24 protein-coding genes are annotated in these 25,111 nt (G+C 41.1%); 13 read left to right on the forward strand and 11 right to left on the reverse strand.

All coding sequences use genetic code 11. The annotated features are described in order from the left end of the window. Positions 1-247 precede the first annotated feature (247 nt). Entirely contained in the window at positions 248-1,297 is a 1,050-nt protein-coding gene (locus tag QQK00_RS00755; RefSeq protein ID WP_284215571.1) for an ABC transporter substrate-binding protein, read from the forward strand. Beyond that, the gene (locus QQK00_RS00760) at positions 1,297-3,189 is read left to right on the forward strand and encodes an ATP-binding protein (RefSeq protein ID WP_284215572.1); all 1,893 of its coding nucleotides are present in this window, start codon (positions 1,297-1,299) and stop codon (positions 3,187-3,189) included. Before QQK00_RS00755 ends, QQK00_RS00760 begins: the two co-directional genes overlap by 1 nt. A 27-nt stretch (positions 3,190-3,216) precedes the next feature. On the opposite strand, the gene fghA is transcribed toward QQK00_RS00760, so the two are convergent. Beyond that, the gene (gene fghA / locus QQK00_RS00765; protein ID WP_284215573.1) at positions 3,217-4,086 is read right to left on the reverse strand and encodes an S-formylglutathione hydrolase; all 870 of its coding nucleotides are present in this window, start codon (positions 4,084-4,086) and stop codon (positions 3,217-3,219) included. Continuing rightward, complete coding sequence (locus QQK00_RS00770; RefSeq protein WP_284215574.1) at positions 4,079-5,200, reverse strand: S-(hydroxymethyl)glutathione dehydrogenase/class III alcohol dehydrogenase; 1,122 nt, start codon at positions 5,198-5,200, stop codon at positions 4,079-4,081. Before QQK00_RS00770 ends, fghA begins: the two co-directional genes overlap by 8 nt. A 180-nt stretch (positions 5,201-5,380) precedes the next feature. Here QQK00_RS00770 and QQK00_RS00775 point away from each other — a divergent pair, with 180 nt between their 5' ends. Beyond that, the gene (locus QQK00_RS00775) at positions 5,381-5,671 is read left to right on the forward strand and encodes a hypothetical protein (RefSeq protein WP_284215575.1); all 291 of its coding nucleotides are present in this window, start codon (positions 5,381-5,383) and stop codon (positions 5,669-5,671) included. A 26-nt stretch (positions 5,672-5,697) separates the two neighbouring features. Here QQK00_RS00775 and QQK00_RS00780 read toward each other — a convergent pair whose 3' ends face one another. Genes QQK00_RS00780 through QQK00_RS00795 form a run of 4 tightly spaced genes read right to left on the reverse strand, consistent with a single transcriptional unit; the run spans position 5,698 to position 8,134 of the window. Continuing rightward, positions 5,698-6,144 (reverse strand): tellurite resistance TerB family protein, encoded by a 447-nt coding sequence (locus QQK00_RS00780; RefSeq protein ID WP_284215576.1) that lies wholly within the window; start codon positions 6,142-6,144, stop codon positions 5,698-5,700. 41 nt (positions 6,145-6,185) lie between these two features. Then, on the reverse strand, positions 6,186-6,470 hold the full coding sequence (locus tag QQK00_RS00785) for a hypothetical protein (protein WP_284215577.1): 285 nt from the start codon (positions 6,468-6,470) through the stop codon (positions 6,186-6,188). Positions 6,471-6,527: 57 nt separating this feature from the next. Continuing rightward, on the reverse strand, positions 6,528-7,622 hold the full coding sequence (locus QQK00_RS00790) for an MBL fold metallo-hydrolase (RefSeq protein ID WP_284215578.1): 1,095 nt from the start codon (positions 7,620-7,622) through the stop codon (positions 6,528-6,530). Further along, positions 7,616-8,134 (reverse strand): DUF2058 domain-containing protein, encoded by a 519-nt coding sequence (locus QQK00_RS00795; RefSeq protein WP_284215579.1) that lies wholly within the window; start codon positions 8,132-8,134, stop codon positions 7,616-7,618. Before QQK00_RS00795 ends, QQK00_RS00790 begins: the two co-directional genes overlap by 7 nt. 161 nt (positions 8,135-8,295) lie before the next feature. Between QQK00_RS00795 and ppnP the strand changes: the two genes are divergently transcribed. The 6 genes from ppnP (at position 8,296) to QQK00_RS00825 (ending at position 16,372) form a co-directional block, all read left to right on the forward strand. Continuing rightward, positions 8,296-8,580 (forward strand): pyrimidine/purine nucleoside phosphorylase, encoded by a 285-nt coding sequence (gene ppnP / locus QQK00_RS00800; RefSeq protein WP_284215580.1) that lies wholly within the window; start codon positions 8,296-8,298, stop codon positions 8,578-8,580. A 73-nt stretch (positions 8,581-8,653) separates the two neighbouring features. Continuing rightward, positions 8,654-9,730, forward strand: a complete 1,077-nt coding sequence (locus QQK00_RS00805) for a flavin monoamine oxidase family protein (protein WP_284215581.1) — start codon at positions 8,654-8,656, stop codon at positions 9,728-9,730. A gap of 72 nt (positions 9,731-9,802) precedes the next feature. Beyond that, complete coding sequence (locus QQK00_RS00810; protein ID WP_284215582.1) at positions 9,803-11,068, forward strand: ABC transporter substrate-binding protein; 1,266 nt, start codon at positions 9,803-9,805, stop codon at positions 11,066-11,068. A 24-nt stretch (positions 11,069-11,092) separates the two neighbouring features. Continuing rightward, positions 11,093-13,810 carry an ATP-binding protein gene (locus tag QQK00_RS00815; protein ID WP_284215583.1) on the forward strand — a complete coding sequence of 906 codons (2,718 nt, stop codon included), beginning with the start codon at positions 11,093-11,095 and terminating at the stop codon, positions 13,808-13,810. A gap of 76 nt (positions 13,811-13,886) precedes the next feature. Next, positions 13,887-14,831, forward strand: a complete 945-nt coding sequence (locus tag QQK00_RS00820; RefSeq protein ID WP_284215584.1) for a DUF547 domain-containing protein — start codon at positions 13,887-13,889, stop codon at positions 14,829-14,831. A 17-nt stretch (positions 14,832-14,848) separates the two neighbouring features. Further along, positions 14,849-16,372, forward strand: coding sequence for an MptA/MptB family glycosyltransferase (locus QQK00_RS00825; RefSeq protein ID WP_284215585.1), 1,524 nt, complete (start codon positions 14,849-14,851; stop codon positions 16,370-16,372). A 19-nt stretch (positions 16,373-16,391) separates the two neighbouring features. On the opposite strand, the gene QQK00_RS00830 is transcribed toward QQK00_RS00825, so the two are convergent. Beyond that, a complete protein-coding gene (locus QQK00_RS00830) occupies positions 16,392-16,841 on the reverse strand; it encodes a YHS domain-containing (seleno)protein (protein ID WP_284215586.1) in 450 nt (149 codons plus the stop codon). Between the two features lie 316 nt (positions 16,842-17,157). Between QQK00_RS00830 and QQK00_RS00835 the strand changes: the two genes are divergently transcribed. From QQK00_RS00835 to QQK00_RS00845, 3 genes are all read left to right on the forward strand, one after another. Beyond that, positions 17,158-19,128 carry a methyl-accepting chemotaxis protein gene (locus QQK00_RS00835; RefSeq protein WP_284215587.1) on the forward strand — a complete coding sequence of 657 codons (1,971 nt, stop codon included), beginning with the start codon at positions 17,158-17,160 and terminating at the stop codon, positions 19,126-19,128. Positions 19,129-19,280: 152 nt separating this feature from the next. Next, positions 19,281-20,627, forward strand: a complete 1,347-nt coding sequence (locus QQK00_RS00840; protein ID WP_284215588.1) for a GntP family permease — start codon at positions 19,281-19,283, stop codon at positions 20,625-20,627. Positions 20,628-20,808: 181 nt separating this feature from the next. Beyond that, the gene (locus QQK00_RS00845; protein ID WP_284215589.1) at positions 20,809-22,872 is read left to right on the forward strand and encodes a TonB-dependent receptor plug domain-containing protein; all 2,064 of its coding nucleotides are present in this window, start codon (positions 20,809-20,811) and stop codon (positions 22,870-22,872) included. Positions 22,873-22,900: 28 nt separating this feature from the next. On the opposite strand, the gene QQK00_RS00850 is transcribed toward QQK00_RS00845, so the two are convergent. Further along, entirely contained in the window at positions 22,901-23,323 is a 423-nt protein-coding gene (locus QQK00_RS00850) for an SGNH/GDSL hydrolase family protein (protein ID WP_284215590.1), read from the reverse strand. A 94-nt stretch (positions 23,324-23,417) separates the two neighbouring features. Here QQK00_RS00850 and QQK00_RS00855 point away from each other — a divergent pair, with 94 nt between their 5' ends. Beyond that, positions 23,418-23,789 (forward strand): SDR family NAD(P)-dependent oxidoreductase, encoded by a 372-nt coding sequence (locus QQK00_RS00855; RefSeq protein ID WP_284215591.1) that lies wholly within the window; start codon positions 23,418-23,420, stop codon positions 23,787-23,789. A 102-nt stretch (positions 23,790-23,891) separates the two neighbouring features. Here the strand turns inward: QQK00_RS00855 and QQK00_RS00860 are convergent, their stop codons facing one another. From QQK00_RS00860 to QQK00_RS00870, 3 genes are read right to left on the reverse strand one after another with little or no spacing between them, the layout of a single operon-like run. Further along, entirely contained in the window at positions 23,892-24,095 is a 204-nt protein-coding gene (locus tag QQK00_RS00860) for a 2-hydroxymuconate tautomerase family protein (protein WP_284215592.1), read from the reverse strand. A gap of 13 nt (positions 24,096-24,108) precedes the next feature. Next, entirely contained in the window at positions 24,109-24,474 is a 366-nt protein-coding gene (locus QQK00_RS00865) for a nuclear transport factor 2 family protein (protein WP_284215593.1), read from the reverse strand. A 14-nt stretch (positions 24,475-24,488) separates the two neighbouring features. After that, positions 24,489-25,100: a glutathione S-transferase family protein gene (locus QQK00_RS00870; protein WP_284215594.1), complete on the reverse strand. Its 612-nt coding sequence runs from the start codon at positions 25,098-25,100 to the stop codon at positions 24,489-24,491. Positions 25,101-25,111 lie beyond the last annotated feature (11 nt).

The raw sequence follows: 25,111 nt of genomic DNA on the forward strand, positions 1-25,111 counted from the left end.
TAGTAAATAGGGTGTATAGTGCACTATCGATTAGATTGCCACTTGATACAAAGGTTCATGTTAATCGCACAGGCCTCAAATACCAATAGCACAAATGTTCGATAATTGTGAGGAATTGTAAGCAAAGTACCTTTCGGTACTCAAATATTAGTTTGCGACCCTATGCACCTTGGCTATATTCGCGCATGCATCTAATCTGAGATAGTATGCGTACATACAAAATGTGGATGAATAAGAGAAAATGAAAATGATAGCATTATCTAAAGCTAGCGCGTTTACGTGCCTACTTTTAGTCTTGTTACAATGTATCTCTATAAAATTGTATGCAATTGAAGAACAACGTACCCAAAAAGTACGTCGAATTGCGATCATCGAGACAATGACGCTAACACACATTCAGAATTCAACAAACGCTTACATAGAAGCAATACAATTGCTATTTCCGGACGACAAGATACAGTTTCAACGCATGAACGCTGAAGGCAACTACACACGGGCGCTTGCGTTAGTAGACGCCTTGGCTACAGCTAACATACAGCCAGACTTGCTTATTACAGTAGCCACTTTAGCTACAAAGGCAGCATTCAAAAAACAAAATGACATAACTTTTCCCACTGTATTTATGAGTGTTGCCGATCCAATATCTGAAGGTATTATTGAATCTTTTGGTAAAACATCCAAAGCAAATATCACCGGTAATTCACACGTAATATCATCGGACAAAAAACTCGAATTTCTCACCAGAATAATTAAGCCAGATAGCAGTCGTCCGTCAAATGTTGCAATTATATCAACCGACTACCCATCAACAATACGAGAGGTCGCTGAGCTTATAGAGAATAGTCATACGTTGAACGCCTTGGCGTTTTTTCATTTGGAGTTTCCATACTCGCCGAGCGTGCTAAAGAATATGTCGACGCAAACAGAGGTACTCAAACACCTAACAAATTTGAACAAACCAATCATTGGATACTGGTCACCTAATGGTCCGTTAGGACCGGACGATACGCTTCGCGAGAATATTTATAACAAATTTAATATACCGCAATTGTATGTTGAAGACATAGAGGCGATAAAGAATGGCGCTTTGATTGGCATTTTTCCAGAAACCTCACATATCGGACAATCAGCGGCAAAACTGAGTGCTAGAATCCTGAACGGAGAAGCCGCAAATTCAATTCCTGTCGATCGTTTGAAGAATTTTACCGTCGCGGTAAACGTCTCAACGGCCGTTGAGTTTAACCTGCCAATCCCGTCCGACCTATTGCAGATGGCACAAGAGCATGTGTATCACTAATGCAAATTAAATCCAAACTCCTACTCAGCTTTGCGCCGGTTCTGTTGTTAATAATGGGGGCTATTGGATACATATCCTACAAATTTGCAGCATCATCAATGGAAAAACACGAATACGAACTGTTAGGTATTTTGGCAGAACAAGCGACCCTAGCATCGATACATGAAAAATATGCTTTGTTAGCGCGATCAGGACTAGAAGAGGTAGATGTATTTAAAACCTCATACCAACAAGAGGTATATGCTGAACTACAAGATCTCGCCAGTAAAACAAGTAAAGACTTTGCCATTATCAACACGTCAACTAACGAGGTCATTTTTGAAACACTCCAACAAAGCATTAAATCATACAATTTAGACAACATTGAGCAAGCTAGGCTAAATAAGGTAAAGGCAAACTTTGGCAGAATGTCTTCAACAACCGATACCATTCTTTTTGCTTGTGTTGAGTTTGCGCCATGGCATTGGGAGATATTCGTTGTCGAACCCTATGAAAGACTAAAGCGCCCGCTCGATAACATAGCTAAAGCAACTCTTATAAGTCTAATTATTGCTTTATTATTCATTGTTTTAGGGTTAAGCAGTGTTTCAGAAAAACTTATATTTTCTCGCATCATCACCTTACGAAATGCCGCTAAGCGTATTGCTGAAAATTCAGAAGTTGTATCGCTGAAAATGGGTAAAAGTGATGAAATCGGTCAACTAGCGACAGACATGGAAATCATGTCCCATAAAATACGTCAAACTTTAGATAAAGCAGATTCGGCAAGCCAAGCTAAATCAGACTTCTTAGCCGTGATGAGTCACGAAATAAGAACGCCACTTAATGGTATTATTGGCATGACAAACTTACTCTCTGATACAAACGTTGACGACACGCAAAAAGGCTACTTAAAAGACTTATTAGCCAGTAGTGAAGGACTCAAAAGCTTGGTTAATGACGTTCTGGATATGGCAAGAATTGAATCCGGTAACTTACAATTTGAATCCATTCCAATTGATTTTACTCGTTTGATTAGTAAGGTTTTTTCGATTTTTAAAGTAGCATTTAGTGAACACAAAAATCAGCTTATCATCGATAAAGACCTGCCTGTATCAAAAGTCATATCTGCTGACATTGTGGCCATTAGACAGATTATGATTAATTTGATCAGCAATGCAAATAAGTTTACAAATGACGGAACAATCAAACTAAGCGTTAAGATATCTGAAGCAGGAGAAGGACCAAGCTTAATTATTATCGTAAAAGATGATGGTATTGGTATTCCCAAAGACAAATTAGACACTGTCTTCGACACCTTTACTCAATCCGACAACTCCATCACCAGAAAATATGGTGGTAGCGGTCTTGGTCTATCGATCATTGAGCGACTCGTAAAGGCAATGGCCGGAAAGATTACATTAAAAAGTACGCTTGGCAAAGGCACCGAAGTGAAAGTCATAGTGCCAGTAAAAGTGGAAAGCAAAGAATATCACCACAACGCTCAAGACACGCTCGATTCAATCAAACTACCGAAAGCACTGCATGTCCTGCTCGTTGAAGACAATGAAATAAATGCCACTGTCGCGCGTGTCAATTTAGAGGATATTGCGTGTACCGTAGAACATGTAAGTGATGGCTCACTTGCTGTTGAAGCCGCAAATAAAAAACAGTTCGATATTATTCTAATGGATGTGCATATGCCTAATATGAATGGTATCGAAGCCACTAAAATCATTCGTGAAGGTCAAACGCTAAACGCAGAAACACCAATCATTGGCTTAACCGCAGAAGCCTTTAAAGAGAAGCATGTTGAATTTATGACATCAGGAATGAACAGTGTACTCAGCAAGCCGTTTGACAAACAAGCATTGGTTCGAGAATTTAAGAAAGTACTAAAACTGACGCACTAGCGCTAGCACGTCAGTTTATTTGTTTGCTTATTGCGCTAAATACTTTGCGTGAAACTGCAAATGCTCTTCAATGAAGCTAGTAACGAAATAGTAACTATGGTCGTAACCGTCTTGATATCTTACGTCAACATTGGATAAATTTGAAACAGCTTCAATCGGCGTTGTCAAACATTGACTATCTAAAAATTCATCATCTTTACCCTGATCGATTAATATCGGCAACGTAAAGTCTTCCGTCATTGCGTTTAACAGTTCACACGCGTCATATGCCTGCCATGCTGCGCTATTATTACCGAGATAAGTGCTTAGCGCTTTTTGTCCCCACGGACATTTGCTTGGATTAACAATCGGTGAAAAAGCACTGACTGACACATAATGTTCAGTCGCTTTCAGCGCAGAAATGAGTGCTCCATGCCCGCCCATTGAATGACCAGAAATCGCAATTTTTTTGCCCTTAGAAAATACTGATTTAATAATGTCCATCAACTCAACATTGATGTAGGTGAACATCTGATAGTGTGTTTTCCAAGGGGCTTGTGTTGAATCTACGTAAAAACCAGCCCCTTGGCCTAAATCATAAGCATCGTCATTCGCAACTTCGTCCCCACGTGGGCTAGTGTCCGGACAAACGATGATTAACCCTAGTTCAGCCGCCGTTCGTTGAGCGCCAGCCTTAGTCACAAAGTTTTGATCGTTACAAGTCAACCCGCTCAGCCACAATACGACACCAAAGACGGGTGTACTTTCAGGTGGCAAAAACACACTAAAAACCGCCTCACCATTTAAGCTGTCTGACTGGTGAGAAAAGCGCTTTTGTGTACCACCAAAACATCGAGTTTCGGATAGCAGTGATAATCCATTATTTGATACATCGCTAATTAACAAATCGTTACTCATAACTGACAACCGAGCGAATAGACTTGCCTTCATACATGAGGTCAAAAGCGTCATTAATGCCTTCTAAGGCCATGGTATGGGTAATAAAGGTATCTAGCTCAAATTCACCATCCATGTACCGTTGAACATATTCGGGTAATTGAGAACGGCCTTTTACACCGCCAAATGCAGAACCACGCCAAACACGACCAGTAACCAGTTGGAACGGACGCGTAGAAATCTCTTTACCAGCGCCAGCAACGCCAATAATGACTGATTCGCCCCAACCTTTGTGGCAACACTCTAGAGCAGAGCGCATTACGTCAACGTTGCCAATACATTCAAATGAGAAATCGACGCCGCCATCAGTGTGCTCAACCACGACGTCTTGAATAGTTTTATCATATGCTTTTGGGTTTAAACAACTTGTTGCGCCTAGTTTTTTCGCAATATCAAATTTATCTTCATTGATATCAATGGCAATAATCTCTTTTGCACCCGCAATACGCGCACCGATGATCACGGATAGGCCGATACCGCCAAGGCCAAATACCGCAACAGTGTCACCTTTTTGCACTTTGGCAGTATTCATTACTGCGCCAATCCCGGTAGTCACACCACACCCTAGCAAGCAAACTTTTTCAAGTGGCGCTTCTTTTGGAATTTTAGCCACAGCAATCTCAGGGACGACCGTTTTTTCAGCAAACGTCGATGTGCCCATGTAGTGGTATATTGGCTGTCCATTCTTTGAGAATCGGGTGGTACCATCAGGCATTAAGCCCTTACCTTGCGTGACTCGAATCGCTTGGCACAGATTCGTTTTACCTGATGTACAAAACTTACATTCGCCGCATTCAGGCGTATAAAGTGGAATCACATGATCACCCACTTCTACACTCGTAACACCCTCACCAACCATTTCAACTACGCCAGCACCTTCATGCCCTAAAACAGACGGAAAAATACCTTCAGGATCTTCACCAGATAACGTGAACGCGTCTGTGTGACATACCCCTGTTGCAACAAGCCGAATTAATACTTCGCCTTTTTTAGGTAATTCAAGATCAAGTTCTTCAATGGAAAGGGGCTCTCCCGCTTTCCACGCAACCGCAGCTTTAGTTTTAATTGTTGGCATGTAAATCTCTTGTATATTCTGAATTTTTCAAAAGTATACAATAGACAAAACCTTCTGCACTAACGAAATTGAACGTTCAAAGAAAATAATGAAATTATTATGCATTTGGACTGTCTATCACTTTTGAACGTAAAAAATTTTCGACGCGACCATACATAATTTAGCCACCTTGGACAAAAAATGAGAGTTTCATCACACGCAGTGAAAAAAACCTTACTCGGTATTTGTGCAATCACAAGCTTACAGGCTTGTATGCATAAAGACGCAGTAAACAATGAACACCAACAACGTATGCAGCGATGTGAACAGTACGTCGGGATGGCACAGAACGACTGCTTAAAAGGCGAAAATGTTACCATTGAAGAATACAAAGATGATTTTCGAGAGTTTAAAAAAGACCTTAAACAAAAAAACGCTGAAAAAACCGCAAAACCTGTATTAAAACCAAAAGCAGTTGAACAGGAAAAATAGCAATAGGTATAGTAAGGAGAACTTAGTTACTTCGATACTTTAGTCGCTTCATTCAACTTCGTCTTGATAAAATCGGAGTGCCTGACGTACAACAAATCAGCGACTTTACGTATAAGGTGGTCTTCATATTTATCAAGCGTTCCATCGGCATATGCTACCGACCACATTTGACGCAATAGCTCAACTCGCTCGTCGTACTGATAGTGTTCATTCAATAACGACGTAAAGGGGTGAATAGACGCAGTATCCCCCTGATCACTAATCGATATCAACTCGCGTAAATCCCCATCAGACAAGTCATATTGGCTTTTTAACAACGTTTCAATGTGTTTTCGTTCACTAGGGTCTTCTGAAAAATCTGAACGTGCTACCTCCAATAACAATACCACGCCAGCCTGCCTCACTTTCTGCGTTTTCTGTGCTTCATTTTCTTGAGGTTTGGCTATAAATAAGTCTCTTAAGGTTTGAATCATTACTACATTTCCCAGAACGTTGTTACCGTTAACCAATAACGCTAAGCGCAACCTCCACCATCGCCCCCACATGAACCACTACCGTTATCGCCATTGCCTCCAAAAAAACCACCGTTACCCGCACTACGACGGTGACTCATATTACCAGTACTACTAACATCCGAAGACGCAAAGGCTCTCAATGCACTGAAGATTCTAAATGCCATAGAAAGTACAATAAAAACAAAAACGATAGGCAGCAACTTACTAAATATGAGCGAACCTGATGTCAGTTCGATGTATTTCCACAAAAAAAATAACGCTACGCTTGATGCGATCCAATACATTTAGCTCTCCTTTTTTAAACAGACAAATCTTATTGTCATTTAGTTCACTAATAGCCGCTAATAAAAATGCCATCGCTCGCCTTGCTGAGGAATGATGAACTTAACGCCGAGGGTATTCCTCTCTGCTAACTCAGCTTCAATAACTTGGGCTAAATTTTGCTCTTTTTTGAGCGAATATTTTATATGGCTGATAACAATAGGCAAGTCTTCAAGCGCATTATACATAGAACGTCCACCCTTCTCACCTGATGCCAGCTCACCTGTTAGATTAACACTTGCTGGTCCTACTAAAGACGCAAGATGTGAAAGCTCCACCAACAAATGTTTTGGTGTTAAATGCCCAAATAACAGTTTATCCGGTCTAGCGTTGACGTAGGAAACTTCAATGATGATGGCTTTCAAACGCCCAGCGACTAATTCGTCTGCAATAGCTTGCCACAATGTCGCGAGTTGATTACCCGGTTCAATGACATCTGGGCCGGTATCCCCCACACAAAGCATGCTACTATTGCCTTGCCGTATCAAATAAGCAGTAGATATCACACCATTATGACTCAGCTCGAATGCCTGCGCCGTCATATCAGTGTTTTTTATCGGAAAAACAGCGTTTGTATTTACCGCTTGCAAGGCATACTTATTTAGCTGGGGCGCCTTTCCTCCGTCTGTAAAATTTGGCCAAGCTTGCCAGTTAAACAAACTATTTTTAAGTACAGTTAAGGTAGAAGGTAAACCATAAATTGGTTTGTTGATGTCGTCGACAGACGCGATCATTAGACCAGCAACATGATCGAGATGTGCGTGGGTAATTAAATATCCATTTATTAAGTGAGTACTAACATACCCTACTTTTGACAAGGAAGATTTACTCGGTACCACAATGTCATTAAACGCACCGTTTTCAATCGCTACTTTGATACCATTGGTCACTGTACCAGCATCACAAAGCACTGACCGACTGTCTCCATGAGGCGCAATCATAAACGCACTCAGGTTACCGTCTTGAATCCCACCTTTTACACCTAGTGCAACTACATCAAAGCCGTCTTTAACATTCGATTCATTACCAATATTGACTTGAGCAAGCAAGGTACCGCTAAAACCAAAGAAGGCGGCAAGGCAAACCAGTATGGCTCTCAGGCTAACACCTACCACATTAAATCATCAGGTACGACGAAATCAGCATATGGGTCATCTTCATCCGCAACTTCTTGTTCAGGTGTTTTATGCTCGACAATTTGTGACGCATCCCGAGTGGCTATTTTGTCAGCGACAACACCAGGAATAATAGCGTAAGCCTCTTCCACTCGAGCAATTGCCAAAATACCGTTGAGGAGTTGTTGGCGTGTCAATGAATCGACCAGCATACTTTTAATCAATGTGCCGTCAGTAAAGTTATATTTTATGTCACCTTTTCCGTCGACGGTATTCGAGGCAATGAGTTGCTTAATTTGCGCCTTAACTTCTTTGCTAAGTAACAGCTCTTTTTGCTCTTTATTTAATGCATTATCGCGCTCAATTTTTTCATTTTTGCTTGCCTCGACACTGGCTTTCACTTCACGTGCGAGCTGACGCGATTTTTTTGAGCCCTTTTTAGCTTTCTTTACTTTTTTTTCATTTACTAAGCCTGCTTTTAGCATCTGCTCTTGCAAGGATAATTTTGCCATAACACTTCCTAATATATGTATTACAGGTATTTTAAATATACTAGGGCATAAATCAAAGCCAATCTTGTATACGAGCAGATTAGCTTGATTTACAATGCCATCCACTTTGTTGCAATGACGGTGACACTGCCATTGCTTGTAAATAAAATTTAAGGACCCTAATGTTTGACGTAAATGAATACTTTGAAGGTAAAGTTAAATCAATCGCATTTAATACCGACACTTTGCCAGCGACACTAGGCGTAATGGCGCCTGGCGAATATACGTTTGGCACCAGCGAATTCGAAACAATGACGGTTGCTAGTGGCGCATTAACGGTGCAACTACCAGGTGAAAGTAGTTGGCAAACCTTTAACGCAACAGAATCTTTTACCGTTGAAGCAAATCAAAGCTTTAATGTAAAAGTCTCTGTAGACACCGCTTACGTTTGTGCTTACGGCAAATAGTTAGCTTGTGAGTACAAGCTTTCTCCACAGTTAATACCGCGATTTTACTTCATAAGGAATTTTAACATTGTTCATGGAAACAAATCTTACGATTATCGGTGGAGGCTTAGCAGGCATATACGCAGCCTATCTGTGTGAAAAACAAGGCTTGCCTTATGTGCTGCTCGACGCCAAGGATTATCTTGGCGGGAGAATAAAAACAACACCCAACCCGGAACACCAAGGTTTGCATCATGATGTAGGGCCAACTTGGGTATTTCCACATCATATCAATATGCAAAACTTAATCGGTGAACTGGGCTTAACACTCTTCCCCCAATACACCGATGGCGATGTTATTTATCAACTGCAAAATTCGCCACACCCAAAGCGCATGCAAGGGGCAGGCGTTGCTCCTATTGATAGAATTGAAGGCGGCACCAATCAGCTAATAAAAGCTTTAGTCAATACATTAAACCCAAACGCGGTCAAACTGCGCCATACCGTTACCACTATCACGCGCAACACTGAAAGCTGGGATATCGACGCTGAGAATGACAAGCAAGAGTTTAAAATAAACAGTACACACGTTTTGTTAGCCATGCCGCCGCGCATTATCGCAAGAGATTTTGCTAGCGCAGAATGGCTATCAGCGGATTTACTAAATGCCTTAAATGCATCGCAAACGTGGATGTCTGCACAAGCTAAATTTGTTATCACCTACAAAAATGCATTTTGGCGAGAGCAGGGGCTAGCTGGGCAAGTGATGAGCCAAGTAGGTCCCATGGTCGAAATTCACGACGCGACTGCAACACCCGACAAAGGCTTTGCCCTGTTCGGATTCATCGGCGTACCCAGTAAGATTAGGCAACAATACGCGGAAAACGACATAAAGGCAGCATGCCTCCAACAATTAGTGGACATATTTGGTGATATCGCCGCAGATTATCAAAGCATATCACTTGAAGATTGGGCTTTAGATTCTGCTATTTGCACCGATAAAGACATATTAGAAGGGTCGCAGCATCCTAATATAGACATTGGGAAGTTCGAACGTGCTTTACAGGACAAACGCATTTATTTTGCAGGAAGCGAATTTTCGACAAATGACGCCGGGTATTTAGAAGGCGCATTGCTAGCAGTAAATAGAGCAATGAACGCGTTGTTCTAACGCTAAAGTATAATTGCTGCACACCTAAAATGTACTAAACTTTATACCTATCATTGATAAGTGAGGATTCGCATGTCGAAATTTTCTCGGCGGGAATTACTTAAAGGTGCTGTTAAATTAGGCACCGCCGCGTGTGTCGCTTCAGCAGCTCCCTTTGCCATCGGCAAATCAAAACCTAAACTCAGAATTCTAGGCACGCATGTCACGCTGCAGGAAGAACTTCGTCAACAGGCGATGAGTGATTTAGGTATTGAATTAGCATTCGAGCCTCGTGGCAGCGCTGCAGTTTTGCAAAAAGCGTCAATGAATCCGCAAAGCTTTGATTTATATGAACAATGGTCAAATAGTATTCGTGTTCTTTGGCGATCGGGTGCAATTCAAGCAATTGATAAAAAGAAAATCACCAACTGGGGAGAAATAAATCCACTCACCAAAACCGGTAAAGTGAGTGCTTCTGCAAAGTACGGTGCAGGCGATGCCCCATATAAATTATTACACATTCAGAATGATAACTCCCTCGGTGAGAATCACACCAATAAATTAAGCTTCTTACCCTACGTTCATAACGTCGATTCATTTGGATACAACACCAATATTATTTCACAAGGTGTGCCATATGAGACTGAAAGTTGGGGTTGGTTATTGGACAAAGCACACTCAGGCAAAGTCGGTATCGTCAACGAGCCCACTATCGGTTTGTTTGATTTAGCACTAGCAGCACAGGCCAAAGGCTTAGTAACGTTTAACGACATTGGTGCCATGACCAAGCCTGAATTAAATACACTTTTTAATGTATTGTCTGAATATAAAGCGGACGGACATTTTAGTGGGTTTTGGACATCCGTCCCAGAATCAGTAAGATTTATGCGTACCAATCGTGTGGTAATTGAAAGTATGTTTTCGCCGGCAGTATCTGCATTGAACGGTCAAGGGATTCCCGTCACCTTCGCAGCGCCCAAAGAAGGTTACCGCGGCTGGCATGGTGTTATGTGCCTATCGTCGGCCACAAACGGCCGTACAAAAGACATCGCGTATGAATATATGAATTGGTGGCTGTCTGGCTGGGCTGGCGCTTTCATCGCTCGTCAAGGCTACTATATTTCCAACCCGTCTAGATCAAAAACATATTTGTCGCAGGCGGAATGGGATTTTTGGTATCAAGGTAAACCAGCGACCATTGACTTAAGAGGGACAGACGGCAAAGTATCGGTTAAAAAAGGGGATGTCAGAACGGGCGGCAGCTATGAAAAACGATTCAGCAATGTCGCCGTTTGGAATACGGTAATGCCCAACTATGAATATACACTGCAGAAGTGGTATGAATTTATTAGTTCTTAGCTTAGACGTCACAGGTAACGATTAGTGTTCTCGTCTCTCAAATCTCAAATAACCGTCATTTTATCAATGATGGTTGTTTTGTTTATAGGCTTAGTATTTTTAACCCGTAGTGGGCAAGTCGAAATGATACAAAGCCTTGAAACCTCAAAGCAAAACTTTGTAAATCTAGGCTTAGTTCGACAGTTAGAGCGTGATGTATTTAACTTACAGCGCTACGTTTTAGTCTATAAGCAAACGGCAAGCGATGGCGCAGTTAAACGTTTTAATACCTTGATGAAGAGTATTGAAGAAAAAATTTCGCTTCTTCGTCAATCCCTTGATAATAAAGCCACGGCTACGAGCGACTTAGAGCGCGACATCCTTGACAGTATGGCAAGCCATTTAGCAGATTACCAATCAAACTTTATTCAAGTGATCGCAGGCAGAAAACAGCAAATAGAAATGTTTGATGAAGGTTTACTTGTTGAAATGCAAACCTTTCTCAAAAATATAGATAGCTATACTGCGCCATACTCGAAAGCAACGCCCATCGCTAACTTAGATATAAAATTTCATGTATCATCCGCAGAAAACGCAGCATTTGCTTATTTGTTATCACTTGATTCAGAATATATCGACGAATTTACCCGACATATTGAAGATACCAGAAATGTTGTTAAATCTTCAGTATCCCTCATATCAGACGCCAATGACGTCTTGCAAACCTTAGACGACATTGATGCGCGTTTTCTTCGTTTAACTCAAATAAATCAAGGCTATCAATTTTTAGTCAACGTAGTAATGGCGGGTTCTGCCAATGAGGTATTATACCTCGCATCTCAACTCGCCGAGTTAGCAGAAAAACAATCTGATGATATTAATCAATTGGTCAATAAAAGGGTAATTGCAGCAAAACAAAACAGTGATGCATTTGCCATCATCGGCATTTTACTCAGTTTAATGTGCGCTGTCTTATTAGGTCGGCGCATTATCAAACCCATTACTGCCATTACAGAAGTGTTTGAAAAACTTACCACGGGTAAATTTAACGGCAATATACCCGGGCATGAACGTACAGATGAGGTTGGACAGTTAGCAAATGCAGCAAGCGTTTTTAGAGATAATAATACTAAAACGCAGGTACTTTTAGATGAAGCGCAAAAGTTAAATAGACAAAAGGATGAGCTGAACGAACAGCTACTCGATGCAAAAGCCAGTGCCGAACAAGCAAATGAATCAAAAAGTATTTTTTTAGCAAATATGAGCCATGAAATCCGAACACCAATGAATGGTGTTATCGGTTTAATTGACTTAGCGCAAAAGGAGACTCGCCCTCAAAAGCTTCAGAAATATATTGAGCAGGTCGCCGCATCTGGCGAAATATTGATGAGTGTTATAAACGACATTCTTGATTTCTCTAAGATTGAAGCTGGAAAACTCGATATAGAACATACTGAATTTTCTCTACATTCTCTAATAAACAACGTGCTAACGATGGCACTCACTAGGGCGAATCAAAAGAACCTCAACTTGACCTTCTTTGCCGAGCCTTCTCTTCCCGCAAAAATAATAGGCGACCCATTAAGGATTGCCCAAGTCGTATTAAATTTATGTAATAACGCGCTAAAATTCACCGACGCAGGCTCTGTAAATATCAAGATTTATCGAGAAGACGTTGACATTAAAGATAAGCTTAGTCTTGTGGTTGAGGTTGAAGATACCGGGATTGGCATGGACAACAATCAAGTGACCCGTGCGTTTAATTCCTTCTCTCAAGCGGATGAATCCACCAGTCGTAACTATGGTGGTACAGGATTAGGACTGGCCATTGTTAAACAGCTCACCATGTTGATGGGTGGTTCAGTTCATGTTGAATCAAAGACCAATATAGGCAGTAAATTTAAAGTTAACTTTATTGTTGGCCGCGCACAAAATCACGCGACACTCATATCTTTCGACGCATCTAAGCAAAACATTACGTATCTGACCGACAAAGCGCTACTGAATCAGTCATATCTCGATTCAGCGTGTAAACATATAGATTACAAACCACTGTCTGATATCGAAAAAGTCAGTCTCAGCGTATCAAAAAATGACATCGTAATAATTGATGCGCCGATGTTAAGTACTTATAAAGATATTTTGATACATATTCAGGCGCTAAAAGACAGTAAAGCCTCTCTCGGTTTTGTGACAAATACGCAACCAGGGCTGTTGGCGCAAAAATTAAAAAAACATTGGCAAGTAAATGTATTATCCCACCCCTTCTCTCCCCACGAGTTCACAATGTTTTACAGTGAACTATTGAACATAGAATCAAATGAGCTTGCTGAAGATTTTGATACACCTCAAAATACGGCACCCAGTGCTCAATTGGTAGGGCATATCTTATTAGTAGAGGACAACGAAATAAATCAAGTAGTCGCAGGGGAGATGCTAAATTCATTAGGATTAACATATGAGATAGCAGAAAACGGATTACAAGCAGTGACCAAAATCACGAATTCTTCGCACTATGATTTAGTGTTGATGGATGCGCAAATGCCGGAAATGGACGGTTATACGGCTACGACGCTTTTACGCGAACGTGGGTTTGAAGATTTAATCATTTGCGGTTTATCCGCCAACGCAATGAAAGAAGATATGAGTCATGCAAAATTGGCAGGCATGAATGACTATTTAACGAAACCCGTAAAAAGAGAAAAGTTAAAAACTGTTTTATCTAAATATCTAAACAAAAAAATTGAAGAAGCGACGATATAGTACCTGAAAGAAACGCCAATAAACGTCGTTCTACTACATACAAACCAATAGTAGTTGACAGATAGCGAAGATTCATATGCACTTCATTTTATCTATACCTTGCCACCGCGCAAACAATCATGCGATACGCAGAATATGCCAAACGATAGTGACGACAGGATTACTCATATTCTTGTCTGCATTTGCAGTTGGAAACGATGATATTCATCAGCAATGGGCTGAACATGACCCAAGTCAAACGTTTACACCCAACCACGAGCCAATGAGTCAGATTTTAGGGTTTATTACCGATGCAAGCAAAGCCCAAGATAAATACAGCTATTTCAGGCTACAAGGTGCTGCCCTTAAATATCTAAATGATTATAAAGGATACCTAGAAAGGATCCCGGTGTCGCAATTGAATAAAAACGAACAGTTAGCCTATTGGTTAAACCTACATAACCTTTTGGTAATAGAAAAATTTGCCAACAACCTTAAAAAAGCAAAACGCATCAATAAAAAACGTGGCACACCGCAAAAAGCTGGGAAATGGTGGCGCGAAAAGGTGACGAATGTTGAGGGCGTTGCGCTCTCCATCAATGATATTGAACAAAACGTACTAGTGCGTCATTGGGATGACCCCTTATTTTTATATGGCTTATTTTATGGTGTAAAAGGCCATGGCTTTAGTGGAACTCAAGGCTTCACAGGTGCGTCCGTTACGTCGCATTTAGAAGGCCTCGCAAAAAAATTCATAGAAAATGACAGCAATATCGAGATTGACGGCAATGAAGTTGCTATCTCAAGCTTATTGGGATGGAACAAAGAGAGTGTATTCAACGACGATGAGCAAAAACTCCTTGGACATATACAAGCCTATGCGACAGGTAACAAGGCGCTGCAGCTAGCCTCGGTAAATGTTATACAAGATAAATATGATTTTGATTGGAAGAGTCTGGCGCAACGTCCGCCTAGGCAGAGCACAGCAAATGCATCCAACGTTAATAATAGCAGTGCACCAGTATATCGAGGTGGATCATAGCAAAAAGCCATAAAGTAATGGCATTTAATGTAACAACCAAAGGTCTCACACACATTGCGCTCTTGTTTTTGAGCGCAAGCTTTATCGCGGTATTTTTTCTGAGTACAACATTTGAATACACCGTGATTTTGCGAGACGACCACGTATATTTATATGTCGCCTTAATGTGCACCACAGGCCTTTTTTTCTTGTTTCTTGCCTATCAGCTCTGTTTTTATCCGCACTACCGGCGCGCACGGACAACGCCAACACAAACATCGACTTTATCCCTTCGTACAATCTTTATCATTGGCTTAGTTGCGAGAATATTATTTGTCCCGAGCAACGCAATTCTAGAAGATGATTTTTACCGTTACTTCTTCGATGGCAGCGTTGTCACTCATGGGGAAAACCCATACAGCACATCACCTAAACAAGTATTGGGCAATGACAATATTGATTCAGTTAAGTCTGAAGATCAGGTAGAGCCGCTGTCAGATATAGCAAAAGCACCGCTTATTCATCGTGTTGCCTACCCCGATATCCAATCAATTTACCCACCAGTCGCACAAGCATTCTTTGCACTCAGCACAATTATATCGCCTTATTCAGTAGAAACATGGCGACTTTTGCTTGTGTTTATGGAGGTGCTAACGTTTTACTTGTGCCTCAAATTATTGCGCTTATACAAACGTCCTAATGTGCTAGTGATATTGTATTGGTTAAATCCACTGGTTATCACAGAAGGCATAAATGCTGCGCATATGGACATTTTACTGCCACCATTTTTGCTTGGCACACTACTAAGTTTACATCACCGACGTTTTGGTTTGTCCGCCCTACTGCTAGCTGGTGCAGTTGGTATCAAACTATGGCCGATTTTACTTGTCCCCGTCGTTGTCGCAAGACTTCTACAGACTGCCAAATCAACCAAAGAGATAAGCTCGCTAGTGACTTTCATTGCGATATTTGGTGCGGTAACAGGTATGTTAGTACTTCCTCAGTTACTAAGTGTAAGCTACTATTCGGGTTTGCATCAATATAGCCAATACTGGCAAGTAAATAGTTTATTATTCACGTATTTAAATGAACTATTGGTATATGCTTATGAGCTGACGCCTATTGAATGGATACTAGCCCCAGAGGAATTGAGTCGCTTGATTGTCGCAACGGCCGTCCTTGTGTTTGCCTTTAGTCAAGCCTTTATGCAATACAATTCTCATGTTATACCAAAACATGACTCCCCAAATGATGTGTTTCACGCTGACAGGGAATTGGTAAATCAGTGGTTGGCGATTGCCTTTTTAGTGTTTATCCTTTCACCTACCGGCTATCCTTGGTATACGATATGGTTCATTCCCTTGCTTAGTTTGGGAATTACGCGCGCCAACTGGGCAATGCTGCTACTTACCATCAGTTTACCCCTATATGACCTACGCTACCCCGAAGCAAGCAGCGTATATTTCGATGCCATAGTCGTACCGTTTAGCTTTGCGCCAGTCCTTGCACTACTCGTTTGGCAATATTTATTTAGGCGGTCGCAGATAGCCACAAATAAATAGGGTTTAAAGTTCAATCCCTCTATAACTTAACGTTTTCAGCATATTCTTTGTCTGCTTTTTCAATAAACCCATCAGGATCTTCAAGCCAGTCCTCACGCACACCTTTGCTGTAATTCAGATAAAGCTTGCCTTCACGAATAGTAAAGGCGTCTTCGTCTATTCCAACAAAACGGCCTTTCGACATTGCGTATGCACAATGACCACCATATTGAGGCGCGTATTTTTCTGGCTCAGCGTCAAACATCGCTTTGTTTTCTGCCGAAGAAAAATGCCATTCAGCCCCACGCCATTCTGATGTAATTTTTTTATCACCTTTTACCGCTTTATTTTGAGTAAAATACGCTACCGTGTCATACCCGTATATCGCGTAATTGTTAAAGGTACCTGTTTCTACAGCGTCTTCCTCAGCAAATAAATTACCTGAAAATACTAGCGCGAAAGAAAATATTACAAAACGTATCAATTTCATCTTTATATCCATGGTGTAGTGACAAGTGATTGAGTCATAAATGTAACAGAGTATGAATGATAAAATATACAAGCGAGATCCAATTGTTATAAATTTGTGATGACTATTTCATTTTTATGAAGATCGTTGCACAATTTTAGGGCATAAAATAGTAGCTGTTCACCAATGTTTACAATTTTAAGTCTTTGAAGACATTAAAAAAATTTGTTTGTCTACTTTTTAGACTTATTGCCGATATACTTTAGACCAAGCTCGATTAAAGTAAGTAGTACTTTAGTTTATCTATGTAAGCAAACTAACCTTAAGGATTTTTGAAATGCAATCATGGCTTTCAAAAAGGATAGCTAGCCTGTCGTTAGCACCTGCATTATTACTCGTACTTTTCATTATTTTTTCATTGGTTGTTTCGTATACAACGCTGCGCAATGCGACATTAACTGAAACCGCGGCAAATCTGGCGAAATTGACCAATGCAGCGGTAACAGAATTACAAAAAGAAAGAGGGATGAGTGCAGGTTACATTGGCAGCAATGGTAATGCGTTTGGCGAAAAGCTAAAAGAACAACGCAAGAAGGTTGATGATGCACTGACAAAGGTAAAAGCCTTCGAATACTTTGATGAAATCCCTGATACGCAAGCCCTACTGCTGTCACCACTAAATGCTGAAATAAACAAAATTACGTCATTGCGCGCTAAGGTTGACAAGCTAGAAATATCGTCCGCGGAAAATGTAGCGCAGTACTCAGTCAAGACTGGGTTGCTATTAAATTATAACGGCAAGTTAGTCGGTATTTCGCAAAATGCGCTTGGAAAACAAAAATTCGTTCTACTATATAAACTGGGCGCCTTGCAAGAGAAGTCTGGCTTGGAGCGAGCACTACTGAGCTCAGTTTTCGGTGCAAAAGACATTACGAATGAACAGCGCCGAAAATTCGAGAATTTGTTGCTGTCTCAACAATCGACGTTGAATGACTTAGGTACGCTTTCGACGGCAGAATTTTTGTCATCACTCGACATTTTTTATCAAAGCGATGCAGAAAAAGCCATTGCTAAATTCCGTGACCAGATATCAAATTATCCAAATCAGGCACTGACATTTTCAGGCGAAGAGTGGTTTAGTACAGCAACAGACAGAATTGGCGAGATTGCTCGCTTAACAGACAGCTTGTTTGATCAGTTGATTATTCATGCACAGGAAGAACACGCTGCAGCATTGAATATCGTTATTTTGGATATCGTGTTATTAGTACTTACCTTCGTATTAGCTAGCGCTACATTTTGGGTATTAAAAATACGCAAGGCACAATCATCCGAGCTCCAATATAAACTTAGAACGATTACTAAAAATTCGGATTTAACGCTTGAGATCGAAAAAATTTCAAATGACGATTTGGGCAGAGTTACTGAACTTACGAATGATCTTATTTGCCGATTTAAAGATGATCTTCATACCTTTCAGATGGCAGCAAATGACATCGCCTCGGCAAGTCATCAATCGGCGGCATCTGCAGCAAAAACAAATGACAATATTCATGCTCAAAAACAAAGTATTTCGACAAGTCTAATATCCGCAGAGACACTGAACATCGGCATAAATGAAGATATGGAAAGTATAACCAAGCTTGCAGAATGCGCATCTGCATCATCGAGTATGGTGAGTAGTGGAGAAGATGTAGTAAAAAGTGCAGTTATAGGCATTCGAGATACAGCAAACGAAGTAAAAAAAGTCGGCGTGACAATAGAGTTACTGAATGAAAAAGTAGGCGACATTTTAAAAATGGTCGATGTTATTCGTTCTGTTGCAGATCAAACCAACTTGCTCGCATTAAACGCTGCGATAGAAGCTGCCCGTGCAGGTGAGCAAGGCAGAGGGTTCGCAGTTGTCGCAGATGAAGTAAGGGCATTAGCTAAGCGCACTCAAGAGTCAACTGAAGAAATCGCCAGCGTAGTAGATGACTTAAACGAAAGCTCAAATAGGGCCTTCAATGCAATTGAGGTAGGTTCTAAAACGGCGAGTAAATCTGTCAACCTTGCGGACGAAATCAATATCGTTCTATCAAATGTTGCATCCAATATGCGAGAGTTAGAATCGCTCACAGACAGCGTCGATCAATCCGCGCAACAACAGAGCTTCTCTGTAAAACAAATTACAGATGCTATCCGTGAGGTCGACAATGTTTCTGAAGACAATTCAAAAAGCTCAGAACAAGTGGCATCGGCAGCATATCAGCTATCAAAGGTCGCCAACGGCATGCTTGATAATATTAAACGCTATAAAGTAAGTTAATTAAATGAAGTAACGTTTACGTATTAATTCACAAGGGCACCTAGGGTGCCCTTCGTATTTTCCTTGACATTAGCTACCGTTGAGCTGTATTAATGTTTAGTATGCTGTTTACATTTAATTTACAAAAATACTAATGGAAATTTGGATATAGGATGTTAGATGTCCACCTGTTGCTCGTCGCTGTCGGTGCCATTGCCTTATTACTGCTTTTAGTTATTCGTTGGCGCATATCCCCTTTTATAAGCCTTCTAGTAGCATGTTTAGTTGTCGGGATAGGCACAGGCATGGCTGCCCCCGATATTATTAACGCGATCAAAAATGGAATGGGTGGCACGCTGGGTTTCGTTGCAGTTGTCGTAGGTTTAGGGGCTATCTTAGGACAAATGTTAGAAAGCTCTGGAGGCATTCAACGCATTGCCTCAGTATTGATCAATAAATTTGGCGAACAAAAAATTCAATGGAGTTTAGGTGCTACTGGATTTTTAGTTGCCATCCCAGTATTTTTCGACGTTGCTTTTATTATTCTAGCGCCGCTTATCTATGGACTTGCGAGCAAATCCAAAAAGTCGCTCTTGTATTATGCTATACCCTTATTGGCTGGGTTAGCCGTGACGCATACCTTTATTCCTCCCACTCCTGGTCCAATTGCAGTCGCTGAACTAATTAATGCAGAGTTAGGTTGGGTAATCCTTTTTGGTGCTATTGCTGGCTTACCGGCCATGATTTTAGGCGGCCCGATTTTCGGTCGATTCATTGCCAAACGTATCAAGGTAGAGGTCCCTGAAACACATCAAACATTCGACAATGAAAGTGGCAGCCAACGAGGGTTGAGCTTCACCCAAGTAATGCTAGTAATCACCTTGCCGCTTGTACTTATTATGTTAAGTACGCTGAGCCCGTTTATTTTTGAACAAAACAGCACAGTATTTACAGTCCTGACATTTTTAGGTCATCCCTTTGTCGCACTCATCCTTGCGACGATATTGGCAATGTTTTTAACGGGTAAAGAATGTGCTATGTCTAGCAGGCAACTACTGAATATTGCCAATAAGGGCCTTGAGCCCGCGGGAGTGATCATTTTGATTACCGGCGCAGGCGGCGCGTTTAAACAAATGCTAATCGATTCAGGCGTTGGTGCAATGCTCGGACAAATCATGGCCTCATCCAGTCTCCCAATACTACTGTTAGGCTTCTTAATTGCTGCCATTACTCGCATTGCACAAGGCTCTGCTACGGTAGCTATGATCACAGCGGCGGGTTTAATTGCGCCATTATTAGCTATACAGCCGCAGTCACCAGCCATGTTAGGTCTATTGGTCATAGCAATATCTTCGGGCGCAAGCATTTTGTCACACGTAAATGACTCGGGGTTTTGGCTAGTAAGTCGCTATCTAGGTATGAACGAACGAGACACTCTGAAGTCATGGACAGTACTTACCACTATTATTGCCTTAGTAGGCTTGAGCACCTGTTTGTGCATATCAATGTTGATTGAATAGAAACATCAACACACCAGATCACATTTGATATGCGCGGCATAAAATTTATACGCTTGTAAAAGTCACCCCTCTCTTACACTTACTCACATTATTTAACATTTTAACAACGTTATTCCAACTGATTCATACAGTGATATCTCAAATAATGACGTCATCACATACCGATGGATCACGTATATAAATGAAACCTTCTCGCCTTCCACTATGCCTTTGTTCTGCAGTTATATGCATACCATTACAAGCGATATCTGCGCAAACGCCTGACGAAGAAGTAAAAAAACAGGACGTTGAAACACTCGAAATCCGAGGTGCTAGAAATCAAGCCAATGACGAAATGAACGTTGAAACCCGCAAACTTATGAAAGTCGCTGGCTTAGACAACGATCCGCTTGCCGCGGTGTTTTCCCTACCAGGTGTTATCTATGCCGGGGGAGATGACGGCGGCGAACCTGCTATTAGGGGTTCGTCACCAAACGATAACGCATTTTACATCGACGATATACCGGTTAACTATGTATTCCACCTTTTTGGCGATAGCATATTTAATGAAAATGTTATTAGAGACTTTGCTCTTCACCCCGCTGGATTTGGTAGTCAGTATAGCAACGCAACTGGCGGTGTTTTTGATGTCAAACTGCGAGATCCTAAAAATCAAGATTTAGCCGCGACGGTTAACCTCGGTATGTTGAAAACCGGTTTTATGGTAGAGGGTGGCATAACCGAAGACCAAGCGTTTTATTTCACCTATCGTCGTAGTCTTATTCATCTGTTTATTAATGAAGGGGAAGAGGATGAAGAAGATCCCGGCTTCGTGATTTACCAAGCACCAGTGAGTGACGATTACCAAGGAAAATATCAATGGTTAATTGGCAACAATCATAAACTAACATTTACTGTCGCTGGCGCCAGCGACAGCGGGGCCGCAAACATTGCTGCACATGCTGAAGAAGCCCGCGCAGATCCCGATATTATTGGAGATTATGAGATAAACGACAAATTTGATAGCCAAAGTTTATCTTGGCAGTATTTTGGCAATGATCTTAAGATCATGCATCTAACCATAGGACACTCTAACGAAAAAGAAAGAGAATCATTTGGTGCAGGACAGTTTATCAATGTTGATAACGATGTTTACAACGCACGTTTTCTTTATCAGTTCAATTGGATTGACGACCATCAGCTGATAGCGGGTATCGATCTGGACAGAGAAGAAACGAACTATAGTTATAATGCCATTATTTATTTTTGTACTGACCATGACCGCGACTGCGAGAGTAAAAAAGGCGATCGTATTCAAGACACCGACAAGTTGGTGTCAAACAACTACGCAGCGTACTTTAATGATATATGGTCCCTAAATGACAATTGGCAATTGGAAACTGGCATCCGCGCCGAATATAACGACTACATTAAACAACGCTTTATTCAACCGCGCCTATCACTCTCGTGGTTTGCAACACCAGCCTTAACGCTAACAGCAAAAGCGGGGGAATATAGTCGCTTTCCTGATGTTAATACGGTGCTCAAAAAAATTGGTAATCCAGCGCTTAATGCGCCGACAGCTAGACACTACTCGCTAGGCATGAACTATCAATTTGCAGATATTTGGCAAACGTCATTTGACGTTTATCACAAAGACTTAAAAAATCTAGCTCGGTCAATTAATGATGGCGAACCAAATGAAGATTTACGCTACAGCAATGACTTGTCTGGTGACGCCAATGGCTTTGAGTGGTTGATTAGAAGAGACAAACGAAATGGATGGTATGGCTGGGCATCCGTCAGTTGGTCTCAAAGCGAACGTACCGACGAATTTACCAATACAACAACTGAGTACTACCTTGATACGCCTGTTATTGCGAACCTAGTTGTTAACTATGAACTAAATGATCGCTGGGATTTTGGTTTAAAGCTGTCTGTGCGCAGTGGCGCAAAATATACACCAATCATTGGTTTGCGTGATAACCCAGATCACCCAGGGCATTATCTGCCTGTTTATGGCAATTTAAACTCCGAAACCTTACCGGCCTACCGCCGTTTAGATCTGCAAGCCAACTATAAAACGACTATCTTTGGTAATGATGCAGAGTGGAACTTCGCCATTTTAAACGTGACAGGGAATAGAAATGTATCAGGTTATTATTTCGCACCTGATGGCAATGAAACGCCTGACAATTTCATCATAGATGCTCAAGAAGGCATGGGCTCTTTTCCAGCCATCGGTTTGAAAATACATTTTGATTAACATTCAAATCAATAAATCGAATAAGACATTAATTCGGCGTCCATTCACCAAACTTCAAAATTTTGTCGATTAACAATTTCGCGATAATTTGATGGTCATGAGTGGATGGATGCCAGTTACAGCCTGTCTTAGCTAAGTTATTTGGCAACATCACATGCGCTATACGTCCTTTCCTTTCAGGTATCGCTTCTTGATGCTTAATTATTTTCTGTTTATACCTTTGCTCAATACCGATGGAAGTGGTTATTAAGATAATCTTTACATCAGGATATACATTAAATAAACGATTCAGCAACGCATTGTAAGCAGAGATAAAGCGTTGCTCTTCTGCTCGGGGTTTGGTAGAAAAATCATTGCCCCCAAGTTGAATCACCACATAATTTGCATGCCATGACCCCATGTCCCAGCGGCTGGTCTTTTCAGACGTTAATGTGCGAGGAAAATACGCCATGAATGCATCTGGGTCTGTGGTTCCTATACTTCCGTAATTGCGGACAATCCCCTTCCCAGCCCATGCTTCAAAGTGAGCTTCCGCATTAAAATATTTGGCGGCATTACAAGCGGTTCCTCATAGTGGTAATTATTCCGGCGCTAAATCGTATATTTTAAGAATGGGCGAAGCCTTACATCACGAATTAGAAGACAAGAACATACATGTTTCTGTGCTTATTCCTGGACCAACAGATACACCAGGCTTAAATGCTAGAAATGATATCGATTTATCAAAATTTCCAGGAAAAGTGATGTCTGCCGAGGACGTCGTTAATGAAGGATTAAACGCCTTAGTCAACGATAAGGCCACTCACCTTGCTGGTATACACAACAGGATAATGAAAAAAATAATGCCTAATAGCTTGTTAACGAAAATGATGGGGAGTTTGATGAAAAAACATGCCCCTAAAGAATTGTCTATTTAAGTACTGCGGAAAGAGTTACCCGTTTTGACAAAACAAATCTATAAATCAAAACGGAAAGTAACTCTCTTCCCTCGTTACTCGCGAGTGTTACGACACACTAAACTAATCAAGCGATTTTCGAATATCAGAGACTAAATCAAACCCTATTCCCCAATTGTCTAACTCAACCTCGTCTATTATCACAAACGTACTTTTAGGATCTTTGTTAAGCACTTCTTTTAGTAAGTGATTAACGCCAGATACAAGACGTTGTTTTTGCTGTCGTGTGACGCCTTCATTGGTAACTTTGATATTTACATATGGCATTTTTTATTCCTCGTTATTCCTGCGGTAAAGGCAGTACGTTGCAATACATTTTGCTCACGATTTTCCACTGCGCGTTTTCTTTCAATAAGCCAATAAAATCTATGTAATGGTAGTCGAGTAAGGGACATTCTAATTTTGCCATCGCCTGCTCACCCACTATATCTAGACTTAATATTTTGTATTGAAAAGTATGCCCGAGTTTTGCAGGAACGGGCCTTGCGCCCACCAAACTTAGCCACTCTTCGAGCGTCTTAGAAACACCGGGGCTTCGCAAAGTTAGTTGAGGCGCACAGATACTACGCAGGCGTTTGGTATCTGCATAGTGTAAGCCTGTAAAATATTGATTGAGTATGGCGCTTACGGCATCAAAATCTCGCATAGTCTACGCTGCCTTTACACTGCTTCTGGAATGGCAAATGCCATGTTTTCGTTTTTTATGACTGTTTTAAATGTTGATGAGGAAGAAACGTGCTCAACTAACCGTCGTACATTTTTACCAAGCGGAATGTGAACATATGGAAAGACGCTACCCCAACTTGCATAAATAGTGACTAAATAATCCAACACACTGACATGTTTGCCCAGCAAAAAGTCTTGTTTAGCGAGTCGCTTGTCGACTATTTTCCATAGATCCGCTGTTTTAGACGCCAACAGATTCATTAATTCATCTTTTTCACTACTCGATGGCATTGCAAAATGCGCTGTGAACATCTTAGAGTAAGCTGGGTGTAAGGTTGCGTAGTTAAACATTAACAGGCCGTTAAACTCTAATGGGTCACATTGCAACGCAATATTATGTTTTTCAATTAGATACAGACAAATGGCTGCGCCCTCTGTAAGTACACCGTCAGGTGTTTTTAACGCAGGTACTTGTCCCGTCGGATTTATATCTAAATAGTTTTCTACGTCTTGGTGAAAAATGATCTCCACTGGTAAGTTTTGATCAAGTAGAAGTGCATGAATGGCACTTGAACAGCTGCCTGACATTGAGTACAAGGTATACATAAGTTTTCCTC

This window comes from Agaribacter marinus, from assembly GCF_030160655.1.
In the GTDB taxonomy this organism is placed as follows: Bacteria; Pseudomonadota; Gammaproteobacteria; order Enterobacterales; family Alteromonadaceae; genus Glaciecola; species Glaciecola marina.